Source organism: Escherichia sp. E4702 (genome assembly GCF_963883545.1).
GTDB lineage: Bacteria > Pseudomonadota > Gammaproteobacteria > Enterobacterales > Enterobacteriaceae > Escherichia.
Map to the genome: position 1 here is coordinate 43,964 of NZ_CAWORF010000008.1, position 20,368 is coordinate 64,331.

Below are 20,368 nucleotides of genomic sequence, written 5' to 3' on the forward strand. Positions count from 1 at the left end.
CACTGCCACAAATCTTTTAATTCAGTATGTCTTGTTAATATTGAGGGCACCATGACTCCAGTAAAAGTGTGGCAAGAGCGCGTTGAGATCCCGACCTATGAAACCGGTCCGCAGGATATACATCCCATGTTCCTGGAAAATCGCGTTTATCAGGGATCGTCCGGCGCGGTTTATCCCTATGGCGTGACCGATACGCTGAGCGAGCAGAAAACCCTGAAATCCTGGCAGGCGGTGTGGCTGGAAAACGACTACATCAAAGTGATGATCCTGCCGGAACTGGGCGGTCGTGTGCATCGCGCGTGGGATAAAGTGAAACAGCGCGATTTTGTCTATCACAATGAAGTCATTAAGCCGGCGTTGGTGGGGCTGCTGGGGCCGTGGATTTCGGGCGGGATTGAGTTTAACTGGCCACAACACCATCGCCCGACCACCTTTATGCCCGTTGATTTCACCCTCGAAGCCCATGACGACGGCGCACAGACGGTGTGGGTCGGTGAAACGGAGCCGATGCATGGTTTACAGGTGATGACAGGTTTCACCCTGCGCCCTGACCGGGCGGCGCTGGAAATCGCCAGCCGCGTCTATAACGGCAACGCCACGCCGCGTCATTTCTTGTGGTGGGCCAACCCGGCAGTGAAAGGGGGTGAAGGGCATCAGAGCGTTTTCCCGCCGGATGTGACTGCGGTGTTTGATCACGGCAAACGGGCTGTTTCAGCTTTCCCTATCGCTACTGGCACTTATTATAAAGTGGACTACTCCGCCGGAGTGGACATTTCTCGCTATAAAAATGTGCCTGTTCCAACCTCATATATGGCCGAAAAATCGCAGTACGATTTTGTCGGTGCGTGGTGTCACGATGAAGATGGCGGTTTGCTGCACGTTGCCAACCACCATATTGCGCCAGGTAAAAAACAGTGGAGCTGGGGACACAGTGAATTTGGCCAGGCGTGGGATAAGAGTCTGACCGACAATAACGGCCCGTATATCGAACTGATGACCGGTATTTTTGCCGATAACCAGCCCGATTTTACCTGGCTTGATGCTTACGAAGAGAAGCGTTTCGAGCAGTATTTCCTGCCTTATCATTCTCTGGGCATGGTGCAAAATGCCTCCCGCGATGCGGTGATAAAACTCCAGCGTAGCGAGCGGGGGATTGAGTGGGGGCTGTATGCCATCTCTCCGTTGAACGGATACCGTCTGGCGATCCGCGAAATTGGCAAATGCAACGCGTTGCTCGATGATGCCGTGGCCCTGACACCAGCGACCGCCATCCAGGGCGTGTTGCACGGTATCAATCCTGACAGACTGACCATTGAACTCTCCGATGCCGACGGCAATATCGTACTGAGTTATCAGGAACATCAGCCGCAAGAGTTGCCGTTGCCGGACGTCGCCAAAGCGCCACTGGCAGCACAAGACATTACCAGTACAGATGAAGCCTGGTTTATCGGTCAGCATCTGGAGCAATATCATCACGCCAGCCGTTCACCGTTCGATTACTACCTGCGCGGCGTGGCGCTGGACCCGCTGGATTATCGCTGTAACCTGGCGCTGGCGATGCTGGAATATAACCGCGCAGATTTCCCGCAAGCGGTGGCGTATGCCAGTCAGGCGCTGAAACGCGCACATGCACTGAACAAAAACCCGCAGTGTGGACAGGCCAGTTTGATTCGCGCCAGTGCTTACGAACGTCAGGGACAATATCAACAAGCCGAAGAGGATTTCTGGCGGGCGGTATGGAGCGGGAACAGTAAAGCGGGTGGCTATTATGGTCTGGCACGCCTGGCGGCGCGTAATGGTAACTTCGACGCTGGTCTGGATTTTTGCCAACAAAGTCTTCGCGCCTGCCCAACCAACCAGGAAGTGCTTTGCCTGCATAACCTGCTGCTGGTGTTAAGTGGTCGTCAGGACAACGCGCGTTTGCAGCGCGAGAAACTGCTGCGTGATTATCCGCTGAACGCCACTCTGTGGTGGCTGAACTGGTTCGATGGTCGTAGCGAATCAGCCCTCGCGCAGTGGCGCGGTCTGTGTCAGGGACGCGACGTTAACGCCCTGATGACCGCCGGGCAACTGATTAACTGGGGCATGCCCGCCCTGGCGGCAGAGATGCTGAACGCACTGGACTGTCAGCGCACGCTGCCACTTTACCTGCAAGCCAGCTTGCTGCCGAAAGCCGAACGCGGCGAACTGGTCGCAAAAGCCATTGATGTCTTCCCGCAGTTTGTCCGTTTCCCGAATACGCTGGAAGAAGTGGCGGCGCTGGAGAGTATTGAAGAGTGCTGGTTTGCCCGTCATTTACTGGCCTGCTTCTACTACAACAAGCGTAGCTACAACAAAGCCATTACTTTATGGCAGCGTTGCGTAGAGATGTCACCGGAGTTTGCCGACGGCTGGCGCGGGCTGGCGATCCATGCGTGGAATAAGCAACACGATTATGAGCTGGCCGCGCGCTATCTTGATAATGCTTATCAGCTTGCGCCGCAGGATGCACGTCTGCTTTTCGAACGGGATTTGCTGGATAAGTTAAGCGGAGCCACACCGGAGAAACGACTGGCGCGTCTGGAAAATAATCTGGAAATTGCGCTGAAACGCGACGACATGACCGCAGAACTGCTCAATTTGTGGCATCTCACAGGTCAGGCCGACAAAGCGGCGGACATTCTCGCTACGCGCAAATTCCACCCGTGGGAAGGCGGGGAAGGGAAGGTCACCAGTCAGTTTATCCTTAACCAATTGTTACGCGCCTGGCAGCATCTTGATGCCAGACAGCCGCAGCAGGCCAGCGAACTGCTTCATGCCGCGTTGCATTATCCGGAGAATTTAAGCGAAGGCCGTTTACCGGGGCAAACTGACAACGACATCTGGTTCTGGCAGGCGATATGCGCCAAAGCCCTGGGCGATGAAACTGAAGCGACGCGTTGTTTACGTCTGGCGGCGACTGGCGATCGCACAATTAACATCCACAGTTATTACAACGATCAGCCGGTTGATTATCTCTTCTGGCAAGGAATGGCGCTGCGACTGCTGGGCGAACAACACACCGCACAGCAACTGTTTAGTGAAATGAAACTGTGGGCGCAAGAGATGGCGAAAACCAGTATCGAAGCGGATTTCTTTGCCGTCTCGCAACCTGACTTGTTGTCGCTGTATGGCGATTTACAACAGCAGCATAAAGAAAAATGCCTGATGGTGGCGATGCTGGCGGCCGCGGGACTAGGCGAGATTGCGCACTATGAATCTGCTCGCGCTGAATTGACGGCGATTAATCCGGCCTGGCCGAAAGCGGCATTATTCACCACCGGGATGCCTTTTATTTTTAACCGCGTTCACTAAACCCTATTAACTGTAATATTTGAGCGGCACGCGCTGCCGCTCACGCTCAAATAATTAAAATAAGCCGTTGTAAATAAAAACCCTACAGGAGGCACTATGCCTAAAAAAATGAGAACAACCCGTAATCTATTATTAATGGCTACGCTATTAGGTAGCGCACTATTTGCCAACGCTGCGGATAAAGAAATGACCATTGGTGCAATATACCTTGATACCCAGGGATATTACGCTGGAGTGCGTCAGGGCGTTCAGGATGCGGCAAAAGATTCTTCAGTACAGGTACAGTTAATTGAAACTAACGCCCAGGGCGATATTTCGAAAGAAAGTACTTTTGTAGATACCCTCGTGGCGCGTAATGTCGATGCCATTATTTTATCGGCAGTGTCTGAAAATGGCAGTAGCCGTACCGTTCGTCGCGCCAGTGAAGCGGGTATTCCGGTGATTTGCTACAACACCTGTATTAATCAAAAGGGTGTCGATAAATATGTCTCGGCATATCTGGTTGGTGACCCGCTGGAATTTGGTAAAAAACTGGGTAACGCTGCCGCCGATTATTTTATTGCCAACAAAATTGACCAGCCGAAAATTGCCGTCATCAATTGCGAAGCCTTTGAAGTTTGTGTGCAACGACGTAAAGGGTTTGAAGAAGTATTAAAAGCCCGCGTTCCCGGCGCGCAAATTGTCGCTAATCAGGAAGGGACTGTTTTAGATAAAGCGATTTCTGTCGGTGAAAAACTGATTATCTCCACGCCAGATCTCAACGCCATTATGGGTGAATCGGGCGGAGCGACACTCGGTGCGGTAAAAGCAGTACGCAATCAAAATCAGGCCGGAAAAATTGCCGTTTTCGGTTCGGACATGACCACTGAAATTGCTCAGGAGCTGGAAAACAACCAGGTGCTGAAAGCGGTAGTGGATATTTCCGGTAAGAAAATGGGCAATGCTGTTTTCGCGCAAACATTGAAGGTTATCAATAAACAAGCCGACGGTGAAAAAGTGATTCAGGTGCCAATCGATCTCTATACCAAAACTGAAGACGGTAAACAGTGGCTGGCAACGCACGTTGATGGTCTGCCCTAATAGCTGATTCGCAGAGGTCCCTATGTTCACGGCAACAGAGGCAGTCCCGGTAGCAAAAGTGGTGGCAGGAAATAAGCGTTACCCCGGCGTCGTTGCGCTGGATAACGTTAACTTCACGCTCAATAAAGGCGAAGTTCGCGCGCTGTTAGGAAAAAACGGTGCGGGAAAATCGACCCTCATTCGAATGCTTACCGGTAGCGAACGTCCGGATAGCGGTGATATCTGGATTGGCGAGACGCGACTGGAAGGTGACGAAGCTACGCTGACTCGCCGTGCCGCTGAACTGGGGGTACGCGCGGTTTATCAGGAATTAAGTCTGGTGGAAGGGCTGACGGTGGCAGAAAACCTCTGCCTTGGTCAATGGCCTCGCCGCAACGGCATGATTGATTACCTGCAAATGGCGCAGGATGCCCAACGTTGCTTACAGGCGCTGGGCGTTGACGTTAGTCCTGAACAACTTGTTTCAACGCTAAGCCCGGCGCAAAAGCAACTGGTGGAAATTGCGCGGGTGATGAAGGGCGAGCCGCGCGTGGTCATCCTTGATGAACCCACCAGCTCGCTTGCCAGTGCGGAAGTTGAACTGGTGATCAGCGCCGTGAAAAAAATGTCGGCACTGGGCGTGGCGGTGATTTACGTCAGCCACAGGATGGAGGAAATCCGCCGTATCGCTTCCTGTGCCACCGTCATGCGCGACGGGCAGGTGGCGGGCGATGTGATGCTCGAAAACACCTCAACTCGCCATATTGTGTCGTTGATGCTCGGGCGCGATCACGTTGATATTGCACCGGTTGCAGCTCAGGAGATTGCGGACCAGACCGTACTGGAAGTTCGCGCGTTACGCCACAGACCAAAACTTACAGAGATCAGTTTTTCCCTGCGTCGTGGCGAAGTGCTCGGCATTGCTGGCCTGCTGGGGGCAGGGCGCAGTGAATTGCTGAAAGCGATAGTTGGGCTGGAAGCGTATGAACAGGGCGAAATTGTTATCAACGGCGAGAAAATCACGCGCCCCGATTACGGCGACATGCTGAAACGCGGCATTGGCTATACGCCAGAAAACCGCAAAGAAGCGGGGATCATTCCCTGGCTGGGCGTTGACGAAAATACAGTGCTGACCAATCGGCAAAAAATCAGCGCCAACGGCGTACTGCAATGGTCCACCATCCGCCGCCTGACCGAAGAGGTGATGCAGCGGATGACGGTCAAGGCCGCCAGTAGCGAAACGCCCATCGGCACGCTTTCCGGCGGCAATCAGCAAAAAGTGGTGATCGGTCGTTGGGTCTATGCCGCCAGCCAAATTTTGTTGCTCGACGAGCCAACGCGCGGCGTCGATATCGAAGCCAAACAGCAGATTTACCGTATTGTCCGCGAGCTGGCTGCCGAAGGAAAAAGCGTGGTGTTTATCTCCAGTGAAGTGGAGGAGTTACCGCTGGTGTGCGACCGCATTCTGTTGTTACAGCACGGTACGTTCTCGCAGGAGTTTCACTCTCCGGTCAATGTGGATGAGCTGATGTCCGCCATTCTGTCTGTGCACTGATGAATTTTACCGAGGAACCTGAAGATGTCTGCTTCGTCATTACCATTGCCGCAGGGCAAGAGCGTCTCGCTCAAACAATTTGTCAGTCGCCATATTAATGAGATCGGTTTGCTGGTGGTGATTGCCATTTTGTATCTGGTCTTCTCCCTGAACGCGCCTGGCTTTATCTCATTGAATAACCAAATGAACATGCTGCGCGATGCCGCTACCATTGGGATCGCCGCCTGGGCGATGACGCTGATTATTATCTCCGGGGAAATTGATGTCAGCGTTGGGCCGATGGTGGCTTTTGTCTCGGTGTGCCTGGCATTTTTGCTGCAATTTGAAGTTCCGCTGGCGATTGCTTGTCTGCTGGTGTTGCTGTTAGGCGCGCTGATGGGAACGCTGGCCGGGGTGCTGCGCGGTGTGTTTAACGTGCCAAGTTTCGTTGCCACGCTGGGGCTGTGGAGCGCCCTGCGCGGAATGGGGCTGTTTATGACTAACGCCCTGCCAGTGCCGATTGACGAAAACGAGGTACTGGACTGGCTGGGTGGACAATTTCTCGGAGTGCCGGTATCCGCGCTGATCATGATGGTGTTGTTTGCGCTGTTTGTGTTCATCAGTCGTAAAACCGCTTTCGGGCGCTCGGTTTTTGCCGTTGGCGGTAATGCTACGGCGGCGCAGTTGTGCGGCATCAACGTTCGTCGGGTGCGCATTCTTATCTTTACCCTTTCGGGATTATTAGCGGCGGTGACTGGCATTTTGCTGGCGGCGCGCCTCGGTTCTGGTAACGCAGGTGCGGCAAACGGTCTGGAGTTTGACGTCATCGCCGCGGTCGTGGTCGGCGGTACGGCACTTTCCGGCGGTCGCGGTTCCCTGTTCGGTACATTGCTTGGTGTGCTGGTGATTACGCTAATCGGTAACGGTCTGGTATTGCTCGGGATTAACTCCTTTTTCCAGCAGGTGGTACGCGGCGTCATTATCGTGGTGGCGGTGCTGGCGAATATCTTGCTGACCCAGCGAAGCAGTAAAGCGAAACGCTAAACCTTAACGCCCCTGGCGCGGGTGCGGCAGGGATGAAAATTAATCGTATTGTTAATGAGGGATTTATGAAAACGATGCTGGCAGCTTATTTACCAGGAAATTCGACCGTCGATCTGCGGGAAGTTGCGGTGCCGACGCCGGGGATTAACCAGGTACTGATCAAAATGAAATCCTCCGGGATTTGCGGAAGCGATGTCCACTATATCTACCATCAACACCGCGCCACGGCGGCGGCGCCCGATAAACCGTTATACCAGGGCTTTATCAACGGTCATGAGCCGTGCGGGCAAATTGTGGCGATGGGGCAAGGCTGTCGCCATTTTAAAGAGGGTGATCGCGTGCTGGTGTATCACATTTCTGGCTGTGGTTTTTGCCCGAACTGCCGTCGCGGTTTTCCTATTTCTTGTACTGGCAAAGGAAAAGCGGCTTACGGCTGGCAGCGTGACGGTGGTCATGCCGAATATCTGCTGGCGGAAGAAAAAGATCTGATCCTCCTGCCGGATGTGCTGAGCTACGAAGATGGTGCGTTTATCAGTTGCGGCGTTGGCACGGCCTATGAAGGGATTTTGCGCGGCGAAGTCTCCGGCAGCGATAACGTGCTGGTGGTCGGTCTGGGACCGGTCGGCATGATGGCGATGATGCTGGCGAAAGGTCGCGGTGCAAAACGGATCATCGGCGTTGATATGTTGCCGGAACGTCTGGCGATGGCGAAGCAGTTAGGGGTGATGGATCACGGTTATTTAGCGACGACCGAGGGCTTGCCGCAGATAATCGCTGAACTCACTCACGGCGGCGCGGATGTTGCGCTCGATTGTTCCGGTAATGCTGCAGGTCGCTTGCTGGCACTGCAATCCACTGCTGACTGGGGACGGGTGGTTTACATCGGAGAAACCGGAAAAGTGGAGTTCGAGGTTAGCGCCGATCTGATGCACCATCAACGGCGGATTATCGGCTCCTGGGTGACCAGTCTGTTCCATATGGAAAAATGCGCCCACGATTTGACTGACTGGAAACTGTGGCCGCGTAACGCCATTACCCATCGCTTCACGCTGGAACAGGCAGGTGATGCCTATGCGCTGATGGCGAGCGGCAAATGCGGGAAAGTTGTGATTAACTTCCCGGATTAAGGAGTTAGCGGATGACCATCTATACCTTATCTCACGGACCGCTAAAGCTGGACGTTTCTGACCAGGGCGGCGTAATCGAAGGCTTCTGGCGCGATACGACGCCGCTCTTACGTCCTGGTAAAAAAAGCGGAGTGGCAACCGATGCCTCTTGTTTTCCGCTGGTGCCATTTGCAAACCGGGTGAGCGGCAACCGTTTTGTCTGGCAGGGGCGTGAGTATCAACTGCAACCGAATGTTGAGTGGGATGCGCACTATCTACACGGCGATGGCTGGTTGGGCGAGTGGCAATGTGTCTCGCACAGCGATGATAGTTTGTGTCTGGTGTATGAACATCGCAGCGGTGTCTATCACTATCGGGTAAGTCAGGCGTTTCATTTAACGGCGGATACGCTGACGGTGACGCTCGCTGTCACCAATCAAGGGGCAGAGACGCTGCCATTTGGTACCGGCTGGCATCCTTATTTTCCGTTGTCGCCGCAAACGCGGATTCAGGCACAGGCGAGCGGTTACTGGCTGGAGCGGGAGCAGTGGCTGGCGGGTGAGTTTTGCGAGCAGCTACCGCAGGAACTGGATTTCAACCAGCACGCGCCGTTGCCGCGCCAGTGGGTGAACAATGGTTTTGCCGGATGGAATGGTCAGGCCCGCATCGAGCAGCCGCAGGAGGGTTACGCCGTCATCATGGAAACGACGCCGCCTGCGCCGTGCTATTTCATCTTTGTCTCCGATCCCGCGTTTGATAAAGGGTATGCGTTTGATTTCTTCTGTCTGGAGCCGATGAGCCATGCGCCGGATGACCATCATCGCCCGGAAGGGGGTGACCTCATTGCGCTTGCGCCGGGGGAATCAACAACCTCTGAGATGTCGTTGCGGGTAGAGTGGCTGTAATTTATAAAATGCCGGATAAGGCGTTCACGCCGCATCCGGCACTCGGCACACGATGCCTGATGCGACGCTTATGGCGTCTTATCAGGCCTACAATTGGTGTTGGAACGGTCGGCAGGATAAGGCGTTCACGCCGCATCCGGCATCTTTCCTAACGCCGATCGAGAGAAATAGCCCCCGGCCCGGTAATTGCCAGCAGCAGGAATGCGCCAGCAATGCTGATATTCTTCCAGAAATTAATCATATTTGGCCCAACCGCATCGCCAGTCATATCCCAGTAATGATGACCAATCACCGCCGTTCCCAGCGTGTAGAAAATAAACAGCACCGCCAGCGGACGGGTGAAAAAGCCAAGTATGATTAATATCGCGGCGGGTACTTCCATAATCACCGCAATAACTGCCGCCAGCATCGGCATCGGTGCGCCCAGCGAGGCCATATATTGTACCGTTCCGTCAAAGCCCATCATTTTGGGAAAACCAAAAATAATGAAAATTAAGATGACGGCGATACGGGCAATTAATAACAAAACGGGGCGGGCAGCACCAAAATCAAAATAACGTAGTGAGTTCATAACCAATCCCTTTGCAAGATAATGTGATTTAAACGTAATACACACTCTTGCACCTCGCCACGCCCCAGGCGTTGAGATATTCGCTAATTATCCTGGTTACAGTGATTTAAGCGCGATGTTCTCATCTGTCAGCCGTTTCGCATCAAACGTTTTACCGCTCTGGATCCATTTGCGGATTGAGCGAATCTCACGTCCCTGATTCAGCGTTACCGCGCCGATAAGCACACCGCTTTGCAGATTAAACCAAATCGCTTTCTGGGCTTCCGGGTTGCCACGACAAATCCAGTCATCGCCACGCATATTGCCAATAAACTGTAAGTTATCACTGTACTGATCGCTCCAGAACCACGGTGGCGGCAGTAGCGGAAGCGGTAGCCCCAGCATTGCGGCTGCGGCAATTTGCGCCTGGTTATTGGCGTTTTCCCAGCTTTCGCAGCGGTGCAGCAGACCATTATCAAGACGAGTGATTGCCACATCGCCACCGGCAAAAATGGCTGGATCGCTGGTGCGGCAAGCCTCGTCAATGACAATACCATTTACCGTATCAAGGTTGGCCTCACGTGCCAGGCGGTCGTTGGCGCTGATACCAATACCGTAAATCACTACATCGGCCTGAAGCATTTCGCCGCTTTGCAACGTCAGCTCTACTTTCTCACCATCGACCACATGCTCAATGGCATTGTTGAGCAAGACGCGCACGCCAGCCTGCTGATGGCGCTGCAAAAGATAGCGTTGCACGGGCGGCGGCGCATTGCGGCCCATGACGGTTGCTGCCAGTTCAATCACTGTCACCTTACAACCGCGCTGCGTGGCGCTGGCAGCCAGTTCCAGACCAATAGTTCCGGCACCGACAATCACTACTGACCGTTCAGCTTGTAGTGCTTCCCGTAGTCTGGCGGCATCACCGGCATGGCGCAGGGTAAAGCAGCGTTCTCCCAGTGCATCAAGTAACGGCAGTGGTCGGGCTGCCGCGCCGGTTGCTATAAAAAGCTGATCCCAGTGCCAGCTTTCGCCGTTGGCTAACACTAACTGCCGTGTGTCGCGTCCCAATGTTTTGATGGTTACGCCAGAATGCAGATGAACGTTGTTTTCCTGCCACCAGATAGCGGGTAACACGGGCTGCAAGTGCGGGGAATCCTCCAGTAACATGGTTTTCGAGAGCGGTGGTCGTTCATAAGGAAGATGTTGCTCATTGGAAAACAGGTGCAGCTCACCAGTGAATCCTTGCTGGCGTAGCGAGGCCGCAGATATTGCCGCCGTTTGCCCGCCACCGACAATAATGATCGTTTTTTCTTTCATTGCACGTCCTTAAAGATCCAGCCCAGCCGCTACGTGGCGAATTCCGCGAATGGCTAAACCGGCATCGGCGTTGATCATCACCCCACTTAATGCACGATTATTGCGCCGCGATGCCAACATCACATACGGCCCCGTAAAATCCGCCGGTTGCGGGAAAAATTGCAGCGGTAAAATGGCGGCAATTTTCTCCGGCGTCAGAGACTGCATTATCGATGTTTCACTTTGCCCCAACGCCTGTGGGCCGCGCAGGTCGCTGGCCATACCACACGGGCCGACGCCATTCACCCGTACTTTCGGTGCCAGTTCATAAGCCAGTTGGCGAATAAGCCCGGTTGCGGCATGTTTACTGGCGGTGTACAGCGGGCCACCGCCGCCAGGATACCAGGCAGCATTTGACAGTGTGAAAATCATGCTGCCTTCACTGGCGATTAACGCCGGAGCGCAGACTTTTGCGCCCAGCAGATAACCGAGTACGTTGACGTTAAACAGTTCATGGAAGCCGGTTTCCAGTGCCTCCGCCGGAGTATTAACCAGTGAGGCATTGTGATCCCAGATGCCCGCATTGCCGATAAAACAATCCAGCTTGCCGGAACGGGTCAGGATCTGATCGACCGCGCGTTGATAATCGGCATAACAGGTCACGTTACCTTCCACCGCCAGAATATGTTCGCCAAATCGCTGACGCAGACTGGCGACTTTTGCCGCCGACAGTTCCAGCGTGGCAACCTGCGCGCCTTCCTCGATAAATCGCTCGACCAGCGCCAGGCCTAATCCCGAGCCGCCGCCGGTAATAAAAATGGATTCGTTATGCAGATCGCTCATGGCTGCGCCCCCGGTAAGTCGATGAAGATGTCACCACCTTCAACGTGTACTGGATAAGTGGTTAGCGGATCGGTGGCGGGCAGACATAACGCTTTCCCCGTTTTCAGGCAAAAACTGGCGGCGTGCAGTGGGCATTCCACCGTTGCGTCATCTTCCAGATACCCTTCTGACATCGACGCATTACCATGGCTGCAACGATCGTTAATGGCATAAAACTCGCCGCCAACGTTGAACAGGGCGATGACGGGCGAGGTATCGATCCGGAGAGCCTCACCCTCCGGCACATCCGCAACGGGACACGCATAAATTCGATTCATCAGAACAGTACACTCAGGTTATGGGAGGAGATGACCGCTTGATCCAGGACGATATCCCGTTCCAGCAAGCGCCAGTTCCCGTCTTCCAGACAGCGAACTTTGTCGAAACGCGTTCCAACATAGAACGTTTCATCGCGCTCTTTTTGAGCCCGGTAGAGCAAATAATTCACCCGCACGGCAAATACGTTTGGTATGTCGGTTTCGCTTATTTGGCAGTTGCTGATTAAGTGGCGGGTGCGTGACGGCGGTTCTTCCGCCCAGGCCATGCCCGTTTCCAGACGGGCGATTCGTCGCTCCAGCTGGTCTTTGGTGTCATTAAAAATCCAGGTTGTCGGCGGCTGGACGCCTTTGCGGCGGTCGCGTGTTTGCGCGTTAACTGTGGTGCGCATGGTGTAACGAATCTCTTCGTCGAGCTGCGCCAGCCAGTCACGAAATTTCCAGTCATCCAGTAAACTGGCTTCGTGAAAGAGAAACTGACTGATACGGTGATGTAACTCCAGCGAAACTAAGGCACTCATTTCATCACCTCCTGCTGGTAAGCGGCGGTTTTATCGAGCACGTCCTGCCAGCTTTCGCTGCTCAGGAGATCGGCCCAGCGTTGGTACATTCCACGTGCGGCCGTTTCTGAGAAGATATAGTTAGTAATGCCTGGAATGCCGTCGTCGCGACGTTTTTCCTGACCGAGCCCCATCTCCAGACACAGTTTGCTGTTGCGAGCGCGGTGGCCTTTCAGCAGTTTCTGGATTTCACACCAGTTCTCCGAGTCATCCTGCTCGAGAAAACCAGCCGGACCAAAAGCGCGGGTGGCGCTGTTTTCAAAAGCGGCTTTAACTTCATCGGAGGCGGCTTTGTCGGTGATACAGAACGCCCACACTTCTACCTGGTCGGGGCCGCGCGGATGCCAGACGCGGAGCGTGGCAGTGCCGTTGAGCCAGGAAAGTGTCGGGAAGATGTTGTTATGACCTGCCAGGCGCAGGGCGCGAACTTCACCTAAACGTTGTTCTGCTTCGGCATAGGTTTCGCGGTAATAGCTTGAAACTGCGCCATCAACCCAGACATTAGCATCCGGTTTTTCAGTAAAGAAGAAACCGCTGCCGTGACCGTCCTGACCAAATTGCAGGGCATCTTTAGCGGTTTCCCATACCGGGCGAGCGGTTTGTCCATCGCCGAGGCGTTTATCACTGCCATCATCTTTTGCTCCTAATACCTGAACGGCAGAAGCGTGGCTGAACAGAGCGTGATACTGGTCACTGGCGAATTGCTCCGCCGGGAATTTCCAGTTGCAGTTGATCACCCATTTCTGTACACCGCCGACAATTTCGGTGCCGCCTTCGCGACGATCCAGCATGCCATCCAGATACCAGGCAATGTCACCAAGATAATCACGCAGGCCCGGTGCAGTGGTGTCCCAGTTGCCAAAAATCAACCCCTTATAACTTTCTACGCAGGGAACTTCGTTTAATCCCCAGTGGGATTTACACAGACCTTGTGGGTAGGCGCGAGGTTCCAGCGGTACGTCGATCAATTCGCCGTTAATGCCGTAAGACCAGCCGTGATATGGGCAGGTGAAGGCGCGAGTATTGCCGCAATCGGCATAGCTCACGCGCATGGCCCGGTGGCGGCACTGGTTGAGAAACGCCTTAATGCTGCCGTCTTTCTGGCGCACCACGACAACCGCATCTTCCCCCATGTAGGTGTTAAAGAAATCACCAGGTTTTGGGATCTGGCTTTCGTGGGCGAGAAATAGCCAGCAACGACCGAAAATGCGCTCAAGCTCCAGTTGGTAAATGTCCGGGTCGGTATAAATACGCGGAGTGACCCGACCATTTTGGGTGTCAATCAGTTGGTAAATGTTCAAATCTGAGGGTGTGGTCATATTTTTTAATCCTGAAAGATAAGATGTATTGACCTTCTATTTTTGTGCCATAAGGATGTTGCAGGTTGGTTGCTAATGTGTGAAATAGTTAATTTCTACCAACTGAGACGTTTTTTCGATAACAAGGGGAAGGTGATGGAACTACGGCATTTACGCTATTTCGTCGCAGTAGCTCAGGCGCTGAACTTCACTCGTGCGGCGGAAAAACTGCATACATCACAACCTTCGTTAAGCAGCCAGATCCGCGATCTCGAAAACTGTGTCGGTGTTCCGTTACTGGTGAGGGATAAGCGCAAAGTCGCGTTGACGGCGGCGGGAGAATGTTTTCTCCAGGACGCGCAGGCGATTCTCGAACAAGCGGAAAATGCCAAACAACGGGCGCGGAAAATTGTTCAGGAAGATAAGCATTTGACTATCGGTTTTGTGCCATCGGCGGAAGTGAATTTACTGCCAAAAGTATTGCCCATGTTCCGACTGAAGCAGCCAGAAACCTTGATTGAGCTGGTGAGTTTAATTACCACGGAACAGGAAGAAAAAATTCGCCGTGGTGAACTGGACGTCGGCTTAATGCGCCATCCTGTTTATAGCCCGGAGATTGATTATCTGGAACTTTTTGACGAACCATTAGTGGTGGTTTTGCCGGTTGATCATCCTTTAGCACAAGAAAAAGAGATTACCGCCGCGCAGCTTAATGGCGTTAATTTCGTCAGTACCGATCCGGCGTATTCCGGCTCGCTTGCACCGATTGTTAAAACCTGGTTTGCGCAAGAAAACAGCCAGCCAAATATTGTGCAGGTGGCAACTAATATTCTGGTGACCATGAATCTGGTGGGGATGGGGTTGGGCGTCACTTTGATACCCGGTTATATGAATAATTTTAATACCGGGCAGGTTGTTTTTCGGCCAATTGCCGGAAATGTGCCTTCCATTGCTTTACTGATGGCGTGGAAGAAAGGGGGGATGAAACCGGCGTTACGTGATTTCATCGCCATTGTGCAGGAACGTTTGGCAAGCGTAACGGCATAATTACGCATTATTTTTGCAAGATACGTCGCAGGTCGCATCTTTTTGTCATTTCCTGATATGCATGACAATCGGCGGGAAGCGGACTCGAATTTTCTTATTTTTCAACTTGCACCAACATTCGATTAACTCCAGACTAACGCCTCCTGACGGGAGGGACTCATGGTTTTGCAATCCACGCGCTGGTTGGCGCTCGGTTATTTCACATACTTTTTTAGCTACGGTATTTTTCTACCTTTCTGGAGCGTCTGGCTTAAGGGAATTGGCTTAACGCCAGAAACCATCGGCCTGTTGTTGGGGGCCGGGCTGGTTGCCCGTTTTCTCGGTAGTTTGATAATTGCGCCTCGCGTCAGCGATCCTTCTCGCCTGATTTCTGCGCTGCGTGTGCTGGCGTTGCTGACGCTACTCTTTGCCATCGCCTTCTGGGCGGGTGCGCACGTGGCGTGGTTGATGGTGGTGATGGTTGGTTTTAACCTCTTTTTCTCACCGCTGGTACCGTTGACCGATGCACTGGCGAATACGTGGCAAAAGCAGTTCCCGCTTGATTATGGCAAAGTGCGACTTTGGGGCTCGGTGGCGTTTGTCATTGGCTCGGCGCTGACGGGCAAACTGGTCACTATGTTTGATTATCGGGTGATCCTCGCGCTGTTGACGTTGGGCGTGGCATCCATGCTGCTCGGCTTTCTTATCCGTCCGACGATTCAGCCACAAGGGGCAAGCCGTCAGCAGGAGAGCACGGGGTGGCCAGCGTGGTTGGCGCTGGTCCGCCAGAACTGGCGTTTTCTGGCCTGCGTTTGTTTATTGCAGGGGGCGCATGCGGCCTATTACGGTTTTAGCGCCATTTACTGGCAGGCAGCTGGCTACTCGGCTTCGGCGGTGGGCTATTTGTGGTCGCTGGGCGTGGTGGCGGAAGTCATTATCTTTGCGCTGAGTAATAAGCTTTTCCGCCGTTGTAGCGCCCGTGATATGTTGCTGATCTCGGCAGTATGTGGGGTATTGCGTTGGGGAATTATGGGGGCAACCACTGAGCTACCGTGGTTGATTATGGTGCAAATTTTGCATTGCGGCACCTTTACCGTGTGCCACCTGGCGGCCATGCGCTACATTGCCGCTCGTCAGGGAAGTGAGGTTATCCGCTTGCAGGCAGTTTATTCTGCCGTCGCGATGGGCGGCAGTATCGCCATCATGACCGTCTTCGCCGGTTTCCTGTATCAATATCTGGGGCATGGCGTGTTCTGGGTGATGGCATTGGTGGCGTTTCCGGCAATGTTTTTGCGCCCGAAAGTCGTTCCCTCATGCTGATTCAAGTATTTTGCGGATCTGTTCCTGTTGATGTGCCGTCAGGGTCAGATCCGTATAAATCAGCGGTGGTGAAAAAAGCGGTAGTGGCATGGTATAAGGCGCAATAATAAGCGCGGTGTTGCGCGGCGCGCCAATCTGCAAAAATGTCTTCACAGACATGTGTTTAATATTGAGCGGCAGTATCGTTAGCTCACGCAATTGCAGCTCAATATTCGCTTCTCGTTCGCTGTCATTGCCCGTCAGCAAAATAATCTGTTTTTCGTGAATTTCATTTGCCTGCATCAGCCATGCGCCGAAAATCACTGCCACCAGACAACTTTCTTCATCGGAAAGACTGACGTTGTACTCATTTTCAAACCCGACCAGCGCTTCGCGGGTGGTGTGGACGAGCCGTGGATAAAGTCGACGGAACTCTTCCGGTAAAGTGTTATCAATGCCGATAGAAAACAAACAGCGGTTTAACGCCTGGGCGAGGTGAGTATAAAGCTGATAGCACAACCCCTGTTCATCATAGAAATGGACGTTACTCAACTGCCGAAAATGCTGTACCAGACGGTTAATTGACAGGCGCAACTGTTTGCCATGCTGATGGGTGTCTCGCAGTGGATCGGGAACCCGCAACAGGGAAAAAAGCAATGCCATAAATAGTGGCTCATCAGTGGGGACTGGTTGACGCGCCCGCCGTTGCCAGTGGCGGCCAATTTCTTGTGCAACCTGAAATTCAATGCAAGATTCCAACCAGTGACGTTGCAGCGGGTTAAACAGGGGCGAGATTCCGGCATGGTGTTGCAATAAGCAATATTGCAGATACAAACACAGGAAATGAACATCACGCGCGTCAAAGCGTTTTTGCAGCCTTCGCGAGCAGAGATTAACTAACGCCAGTAGATTGGTGTCGTCATAAAAATTACGAGCAATCCCCCGACGCTTTAGCTCCCCCTTTAACGCGGGCGTAAAATGGCTGCTGATAAATGATGGACAAAGGCGAAAAGCGCGTCGTAGCCAATGAAATAAACATAAGCGTTGGTTAAGTATTGTACCTTCAATCCGGTAGCTCCCGTCATATCCAGTTGTAATGGTGAGTTGATGATAGCGCTGGATCTCCCGTCCTGTTTCGCTGATATCGCGACCCACCATTTCATCATCCACACCATTAATCTCGCTGAAAGTTGCCGTGGTGGCGCTCAACCCCGGCTGGAACAGCGTCAGCAATACCTGGCAACGGCGCTGGGGAGCTGAAAGTACAGATGGTGGGGCAAGTGTAGGTATCATCTGTAGATCTCCCATAAGCATAATTTATAAGAATAGCTAAAGTTTGCTTAGGGATACGGTGAATGGAATGCTATTAATCAGAAATGATGACAAACATCACAGAATTTTTATCGATATAAACACTTTTTGGCAGTTTAATGCCATCCCATAAGGTGATTTCTTGCTGTTTTATCTGGTTTCGACCATAAGGTTAATTCTGTGGATTCAATGCGCTAAGGATAAAGTCCACCATCTGCTCGCGATAAACGTCTCCGTGACGATCGGAAAAGGCATCAAGATGTTCGCCATCGGGGATCAAAATCAGGCGTTTTGGCTCTTTCGCCAGGGCAAATAATTTCTCGCTATGCTGCCATGGAATAACATGATCAGCTTTGCCGTGAATCAGTAAAAGCGGGATAGGACTGACGCTGGCGATGTAATTTTCGCCGCTGTAACTCTCATCAAGTAAGTAGCCGCTGCCGGGTATCATCTGGTTGGCGATGGTCGAATAAGAGGCAAATGTGGAGTCGAGGATCACCGCACGTATGCCTTCACGATCACCCTGACCAATAACATCCAGAATATTCGCCCCGCCAATACTCTGCCCGAACAGCACCAGCCGCTTGGGGTTTACATCGCTACGATGGCGTACCACATTAATGGCACTTTGCGTATCGTCCAGTAATCCGGCTTGTGATGGCGTGCCTTTAGATTTACCAAACCCGCGATAATCAAACATAAAAACATTGAAATTATGTTCTGGTAACCAACTGACCAGCGGCCAGTGGGCGGACATATTCCCGGCATTGCCATGAGCATGAATGATGGTTGCGATGGCGTTGTCAGCGGGGCCCGTCGAAGAAGGAATAAACCAGCCTTGCAGACGAGTACCGTCCTTAGCCGTAAATTCGACGGATTCCGCCGACCAGGGGTCGGGACCGTAAATTTTATCGTCAGGATAATAGAAGAAGTTGATGGCAACGCGCGGCACTAAATAAACGCAGAAGGCAACAACAAAGAGAATAAACAGAATTTTGAGAACGCGTTTGTTCACTGGCAGCGCCATAACCTTTCCTTGCGACTTCTTTATCATCCATTAATCGGGGAAAGATGGTGGGAGAGTGACGAAAGAAAGTAAAGCGGTGAGGAAGTATTTCGGAATAGCGCCTGAAAGGCGAGGGCGGGTGAGTGATATCACCCGCCTGAGTCATTAACGCTTCAGAGCGTCGCTTAACTCGTCACGCATGTTCGCCAGCATGGCTTTAACAACGCGCGGGTTACCAGCAACGATGTTACCGGTCAGCATATAGTTATGACCACCGGTGAAGTCGCTGACGATGCCGCCCGCTTCACGAACCAGCAGCTCGCCTGCCGCGAAATCCCACGGGCGCAGACCGATTTCAAAGAAACCGTCAACACGGCCCGCAGCAACGTAAGCCAGATCCAGCGCCGCAGAACCGGTACGACGGAAGTCTGCACATTCGTTGAACAGTTTGCCGACGATGTTGATGTAGGTGGTGGCGTACTGTTTTGCTTTGAACGGGAAGCCGGTCGCCAGAATAGTACCGTCGAGATCGCGAGCGGTGCTGCCGCGCAGACGGTAGCCGTTCAGCTGTGCGCCCTGACCGCGAGTGGCGGTGAACAGTTCGTTACGCATAGGATCGTAAACCACAGCAACTTCGGTGCGGCCTTTGATACGAACAGCGATAGATACCGCGAAGTGCGGCAGACGTTTGATAAAGTTGGTAGTGCCATCCAGTGGATCGATAACCCATTGAACATCCTGATCAGTACCTTCAAGTTCACCGCTTTCTTCGGTGATGATGGTGTGCTGTGGGTAAGATTTACGAATCGTGTCGATAATCACCGCTTCGGCAGCTTTATCTACGTTGGTCACGAAATCGTTACTGCCTTTCTGGCTCGCTTCTACAGCGTCCGGGGTTTCATAGTTTTTGGCAATTAAATTACCCGCCTTGCGCGCTGCGCGCACGGCGATGTTCAGCATCGGATGCATCGGTCTCTCTCACTGGATGTTAAAGAACGGGAAAACGGCGCAGAGTATAGCAGCGAGATCGGCATCTGTCTTCGTTTTATGTTAAGATGCGCGAATAATCTTTAGACGAAGAAAGACAATGCTGCAAAATATTCGAATTGTGCTGGTGGAGACGTCACACACCGGCAATATGGGTTCTGTTGCCCGTGCCATGAAAACAATGGGATTAACCAATCTGTGGCTGGTTAATCCACTGGTGAAACCCGACTCCCAGGCGATTGCCCTGGCGGCAGGCGCCAGCGATGTGATTGGTAATGCTCACATCGTCGATACGCTCGACGAAGCATTAGCCGGTTGTAGCCTGGTGGTTGGCACCAGTGCACGTTCTCGCACGTTGCCGTGGCCGATGCTCGACCCGCGCGAATGCGGTCTGAAAAGCGTCGCTGAAGCGGCAAATACCCCGGTGGCGCTGGTTTTTGGTCGCGAACGTGTCGGCCTGACCAATGAAGAGTTGCAGAAGTGCCATTATCATGTCGCGATTGCCGCTAACCCGGAATACAGCTCGCTGAACCTGGCGATGGCGGTTCAGGTTATTGCCTATGAAGTGCGCATGGCCTGGCTGGCAACTCAGGAAAACGGCGAGCAGGTTGAGCATGAAGAGACGCCGTATCCGCTGGTCGATGATCTGGAGCGTTTTTATGGCCATCTCGAACAAACGTTGCTGGCAACCGGTTTTATCCGTGAAAACCATCCGGGGCAGGTGATGAATAAACTGCGTCGTCTGTTTACCCGTGCGCGCCCGGAAAGCCAGGAGTTGAATATCCTGCGCGGGATTCTGGCTTCTATTGAACAGCAAAATAAAGGTAATAAGGCCGAATAACAGTGATTGCCTGATGCGACGCTTATCGCGTCTTATCAGGCCTGGAAGTGCAC

The 20,368-nt window shown here is 52.9% G+C and carries 18 protein-coding genes; 9 read left to right on the forward strand and 9 right to left on the reverse strand.

What is annotated here, in order from left to right; genetic code table 11:
* The first annotated feature begins 51 nt into the window (after positions 1-51).
* The 6 genes from AACU94_RS03430 (at position 52) to AACU94_RS03455 (ending at position 8,981) form a co-directional block, all read left to right on the forward strand.
* Positions 52-3,333: a DUF5107 domain-containing protein gene (locus AACU94_RS03430; protein WP_135488937.1), complete on the forward strand. Its 3,282-nt coding sequence runs from the start codon at positions 52-54 to the stop codon at positions 3,331-3,333.
* 96 nt (positions 3,334-3,429) lie between these two features.
* Positions 3,430-4,413 (forward strand): substrate-binding domain-containing protein, encoded by a 984-nt coding sequence (locus AACU94_RS03435; protein WP_105268353.1) that lies wholly within the window; start codon positions 3,430-3,432, stop codon positions 4,411-4,413.
* Between the two features lie 22 nt (positions 4,414-4,435).
* Positions 4,436-5,947: a sugar ABC transporter ATP-binding protein gene (locus tag AACU94_RS03440; protein ID WP_130214647.1), complete on the forward strand. Its 1,512-nt coding sequence runs from the start codon at positions 4,436-4,438 to the stop codon at positions 5,945-5,947.
* A gap of 24 nt (positions 5,948-5,971) precedes the next feature.
* Positions 5,972-6,970: an ABC transporter permease gene (locus tag AACU94_RS03445; RefSeq protein WP_135488938.1), complete on the forward strand. Its 999-nt coding sequence runs from the start codon at positions 5,972-5,974 to the stop codon at positions 6,968-6,970.
* 32 nt (positions 6,971-7,002) lie between these two features.
* Entirely contained in the window at positions 7,003-8,097 is a 1,095-nt protein-coding gene (locus AACU94_RS03450) for a zinc-dependent alcohol dehydrogenase family protein (RefSeq protein WP_167850754.1), read from the forward strand.
* 11 nt (positions 8,098-8,108) lie between these two features.
* On the forward strand, positions 8,109-8,981 hold the full coding sequence (locus tag AACU94_RS03455; RefSeq protein ID WP_130214645.1) for an aldose 1-epimerase: 873 nt from the start codon (positions 8,109-8,111) through the stop codon (positions 8,979-8,981).
* Positions 8,982-9,129: 148 nt separating this feature from the next.
* Here AACU94_RS03455 and AACU94_RS03460 read toward each other — a convergent pair whose 3' ends face one another.
* From AACU94_RS03460 to hcaE, 6 genes are all read right to left on the reverse strand, one after another.
* The gene (locus AACU94_RS03460; protein ID WP_001087245.1) at positions 9,130-9,552 is read right to left on the reverse strand and encodes a DoxX family protein; all 423 of its coding nucleotides are present in this window, start codon (positions 9,550-9,552) and stop codon (positions 9,130-9,132) included.
* A gap of 96 nt (positions 9,553-9,648) precedes the next feature.
* The gene (hcaD, locus tag AACU94_RS03465; RefSeq protein ID WP_135488939.1) at positions 9,649-10,851 is read right to left on the reverse strand and encodes a phenylpropionate dioxygenase ferredoxin reductase subunit; all 1,203 of its coding nucleotides are present in this window, start codon (positions 10,849-10,851) and stop codon (positions 9,649-9,651) included.
* Positions 10,852-10,860: 9 nt separating this feature from the next.
* The gene (gene hcaB, locus AACU94_RS03470; protein WP_135488940.1) at positions 10,861-11,673 is read right to left on the reverse strand and encodes a 3-phenylpropionate-dihydrodiol/cinnamic acid-dihydrodiol dehydrogenase; all 813 of its coding nucleotides are present in this window, start codon (positions 11,671-11,673) and stop codon (positions 10,861-10,863) included.
* Positions 11,670-11,990, reverse strand: coding sequence for a bifunctional 3-phenylpropionate/cinnamic acid dioxygenase ferredoxin subunit (locus tag AACU94_RS03475; protein WP_130214639.1), 321 nt, complete (start codon positions 11,988-11,990; stop codon positions 11,670-11,672). The genes hcaB and AACU94_RS03475 overlap by 4 nt, the downstream gene beginning before the upstream one ends.
* Complete coding sequence (gene hcaF, locus AACU94_RS03480; protein WP_135488941.1) at positions 11,990-12,508, reverse strand: 3-phenylpropionate/cinnamic acid dioxygenase subunit beta; 519 nt, start codon at positions 12,506-12,508, stop codon at positions 11,990-11,992. The genes AACU94_RS03475 and hcaF overlap by 1 nt, the downstream gene beginning before the upstream one ends.
* A complete protein-coding gene (gene hcaE, locus AACU94_RS03485) occupies positions 12,505-13,866 on the reverse strand; it encodes a 3-phenylpropionate/cinnamic acid dioxygenase subunit alpha (protein WP_130258868.1) in 1,362 nt (453 codons plus the stop codon). The genes hcaF and hcaE overlap by 4 nt, the downstream gene beginning before the upstream one ends.
* Positions 13,867-14,001: 135 nt before the next feature.
* Between hcaE and hcaR the strand changes: the two genes are divergently transcribed.
* Both hcaR and AACU94_RS03495 read left to right on the forward strand, forming a co-directional pair.
* Positions 14,002-14,892: a DNA-binding transcriptional regulator HcaR gene (hcaR, locus tag AACU94_RS03490; protein WP_130214633.1), complete on the forward strand. Its 891-nt coding sequence runs from the start codon at positions 14,002-14,004 to the stop codon at positions 14,890-14,892.
* 159 nt (positions 14,893-15,051) lie between these two features.
* A complete protein-coding gene (locus AACU94_RS03495; protein WP_135488942.1) occupies positions 15,052-16,191 on the forward strand; it encodes a 3-phenylpropionate MFS transporter in 1,140 nt (379 codons plus the stop codon).
* On the opposite strand, the gene csiE is transcribed toward AACU94_RS03495, so the two are convergent.
* From csiE to suhB, 3 genes are all read right to left on the reverse strand, one after another.
* Entirely contained in the window at positions 16,183-17,463 is a 1,281-nt protein-coding gene (csiE, locus tag AACU94_RS03500) for a stationary phase inducible protein CsiE (RefSeq protein WP_130214629.1), read from the reverse strand. The genes AACU94_RS03495 and csiE overlap by 9 nt on opposite strands.
* Before the next feature lie 190 nt (positions 17,464-17,653).
* Positions 17,654-18,508, reverse strand: a complete 855-nt coding sequence (locus AACU94_RS03505; protein WP_135404522.1) for an alpha/beta hydrolase — start codon at positions 18,506-18,508, stop codon at positions 17,654-17,656.
* A 144-nt stretch (positions 18,509-18,652) separates the two neighbouring features.
* Entirely contained in the window at positions 18,653-19,456 is an 804-nt protein-coding gene (gene suhB, locus AACU94_RS03510) for an inositol-1-monophosphatase (protein ID WP_000553451.1), read from the reverse strand.
* Between the two features lie 118 nt (positions 19,457-19,574).
* On the opposite strand from suhB, the gene trmJ reads away from it, so the two are divergent.
* Positions 19,575-20,315 carry a tRNA (cytosine(32)/uridine(32)-2'-O)-methyltransferase TrmJ gene (trmJ, locus tag AACU94_RS03515; RefSeq protein WP_000940019.1) on the forward strand — a complete coding sequence of 247 codons (741 nt, stop codon included), beginning with the start codon at positions 19,575-19,577 and terminating at the stop codon, positions 20,313-20,315.
* Positions 20,316-20,368 lie beyond the last annotated feature (53 nt).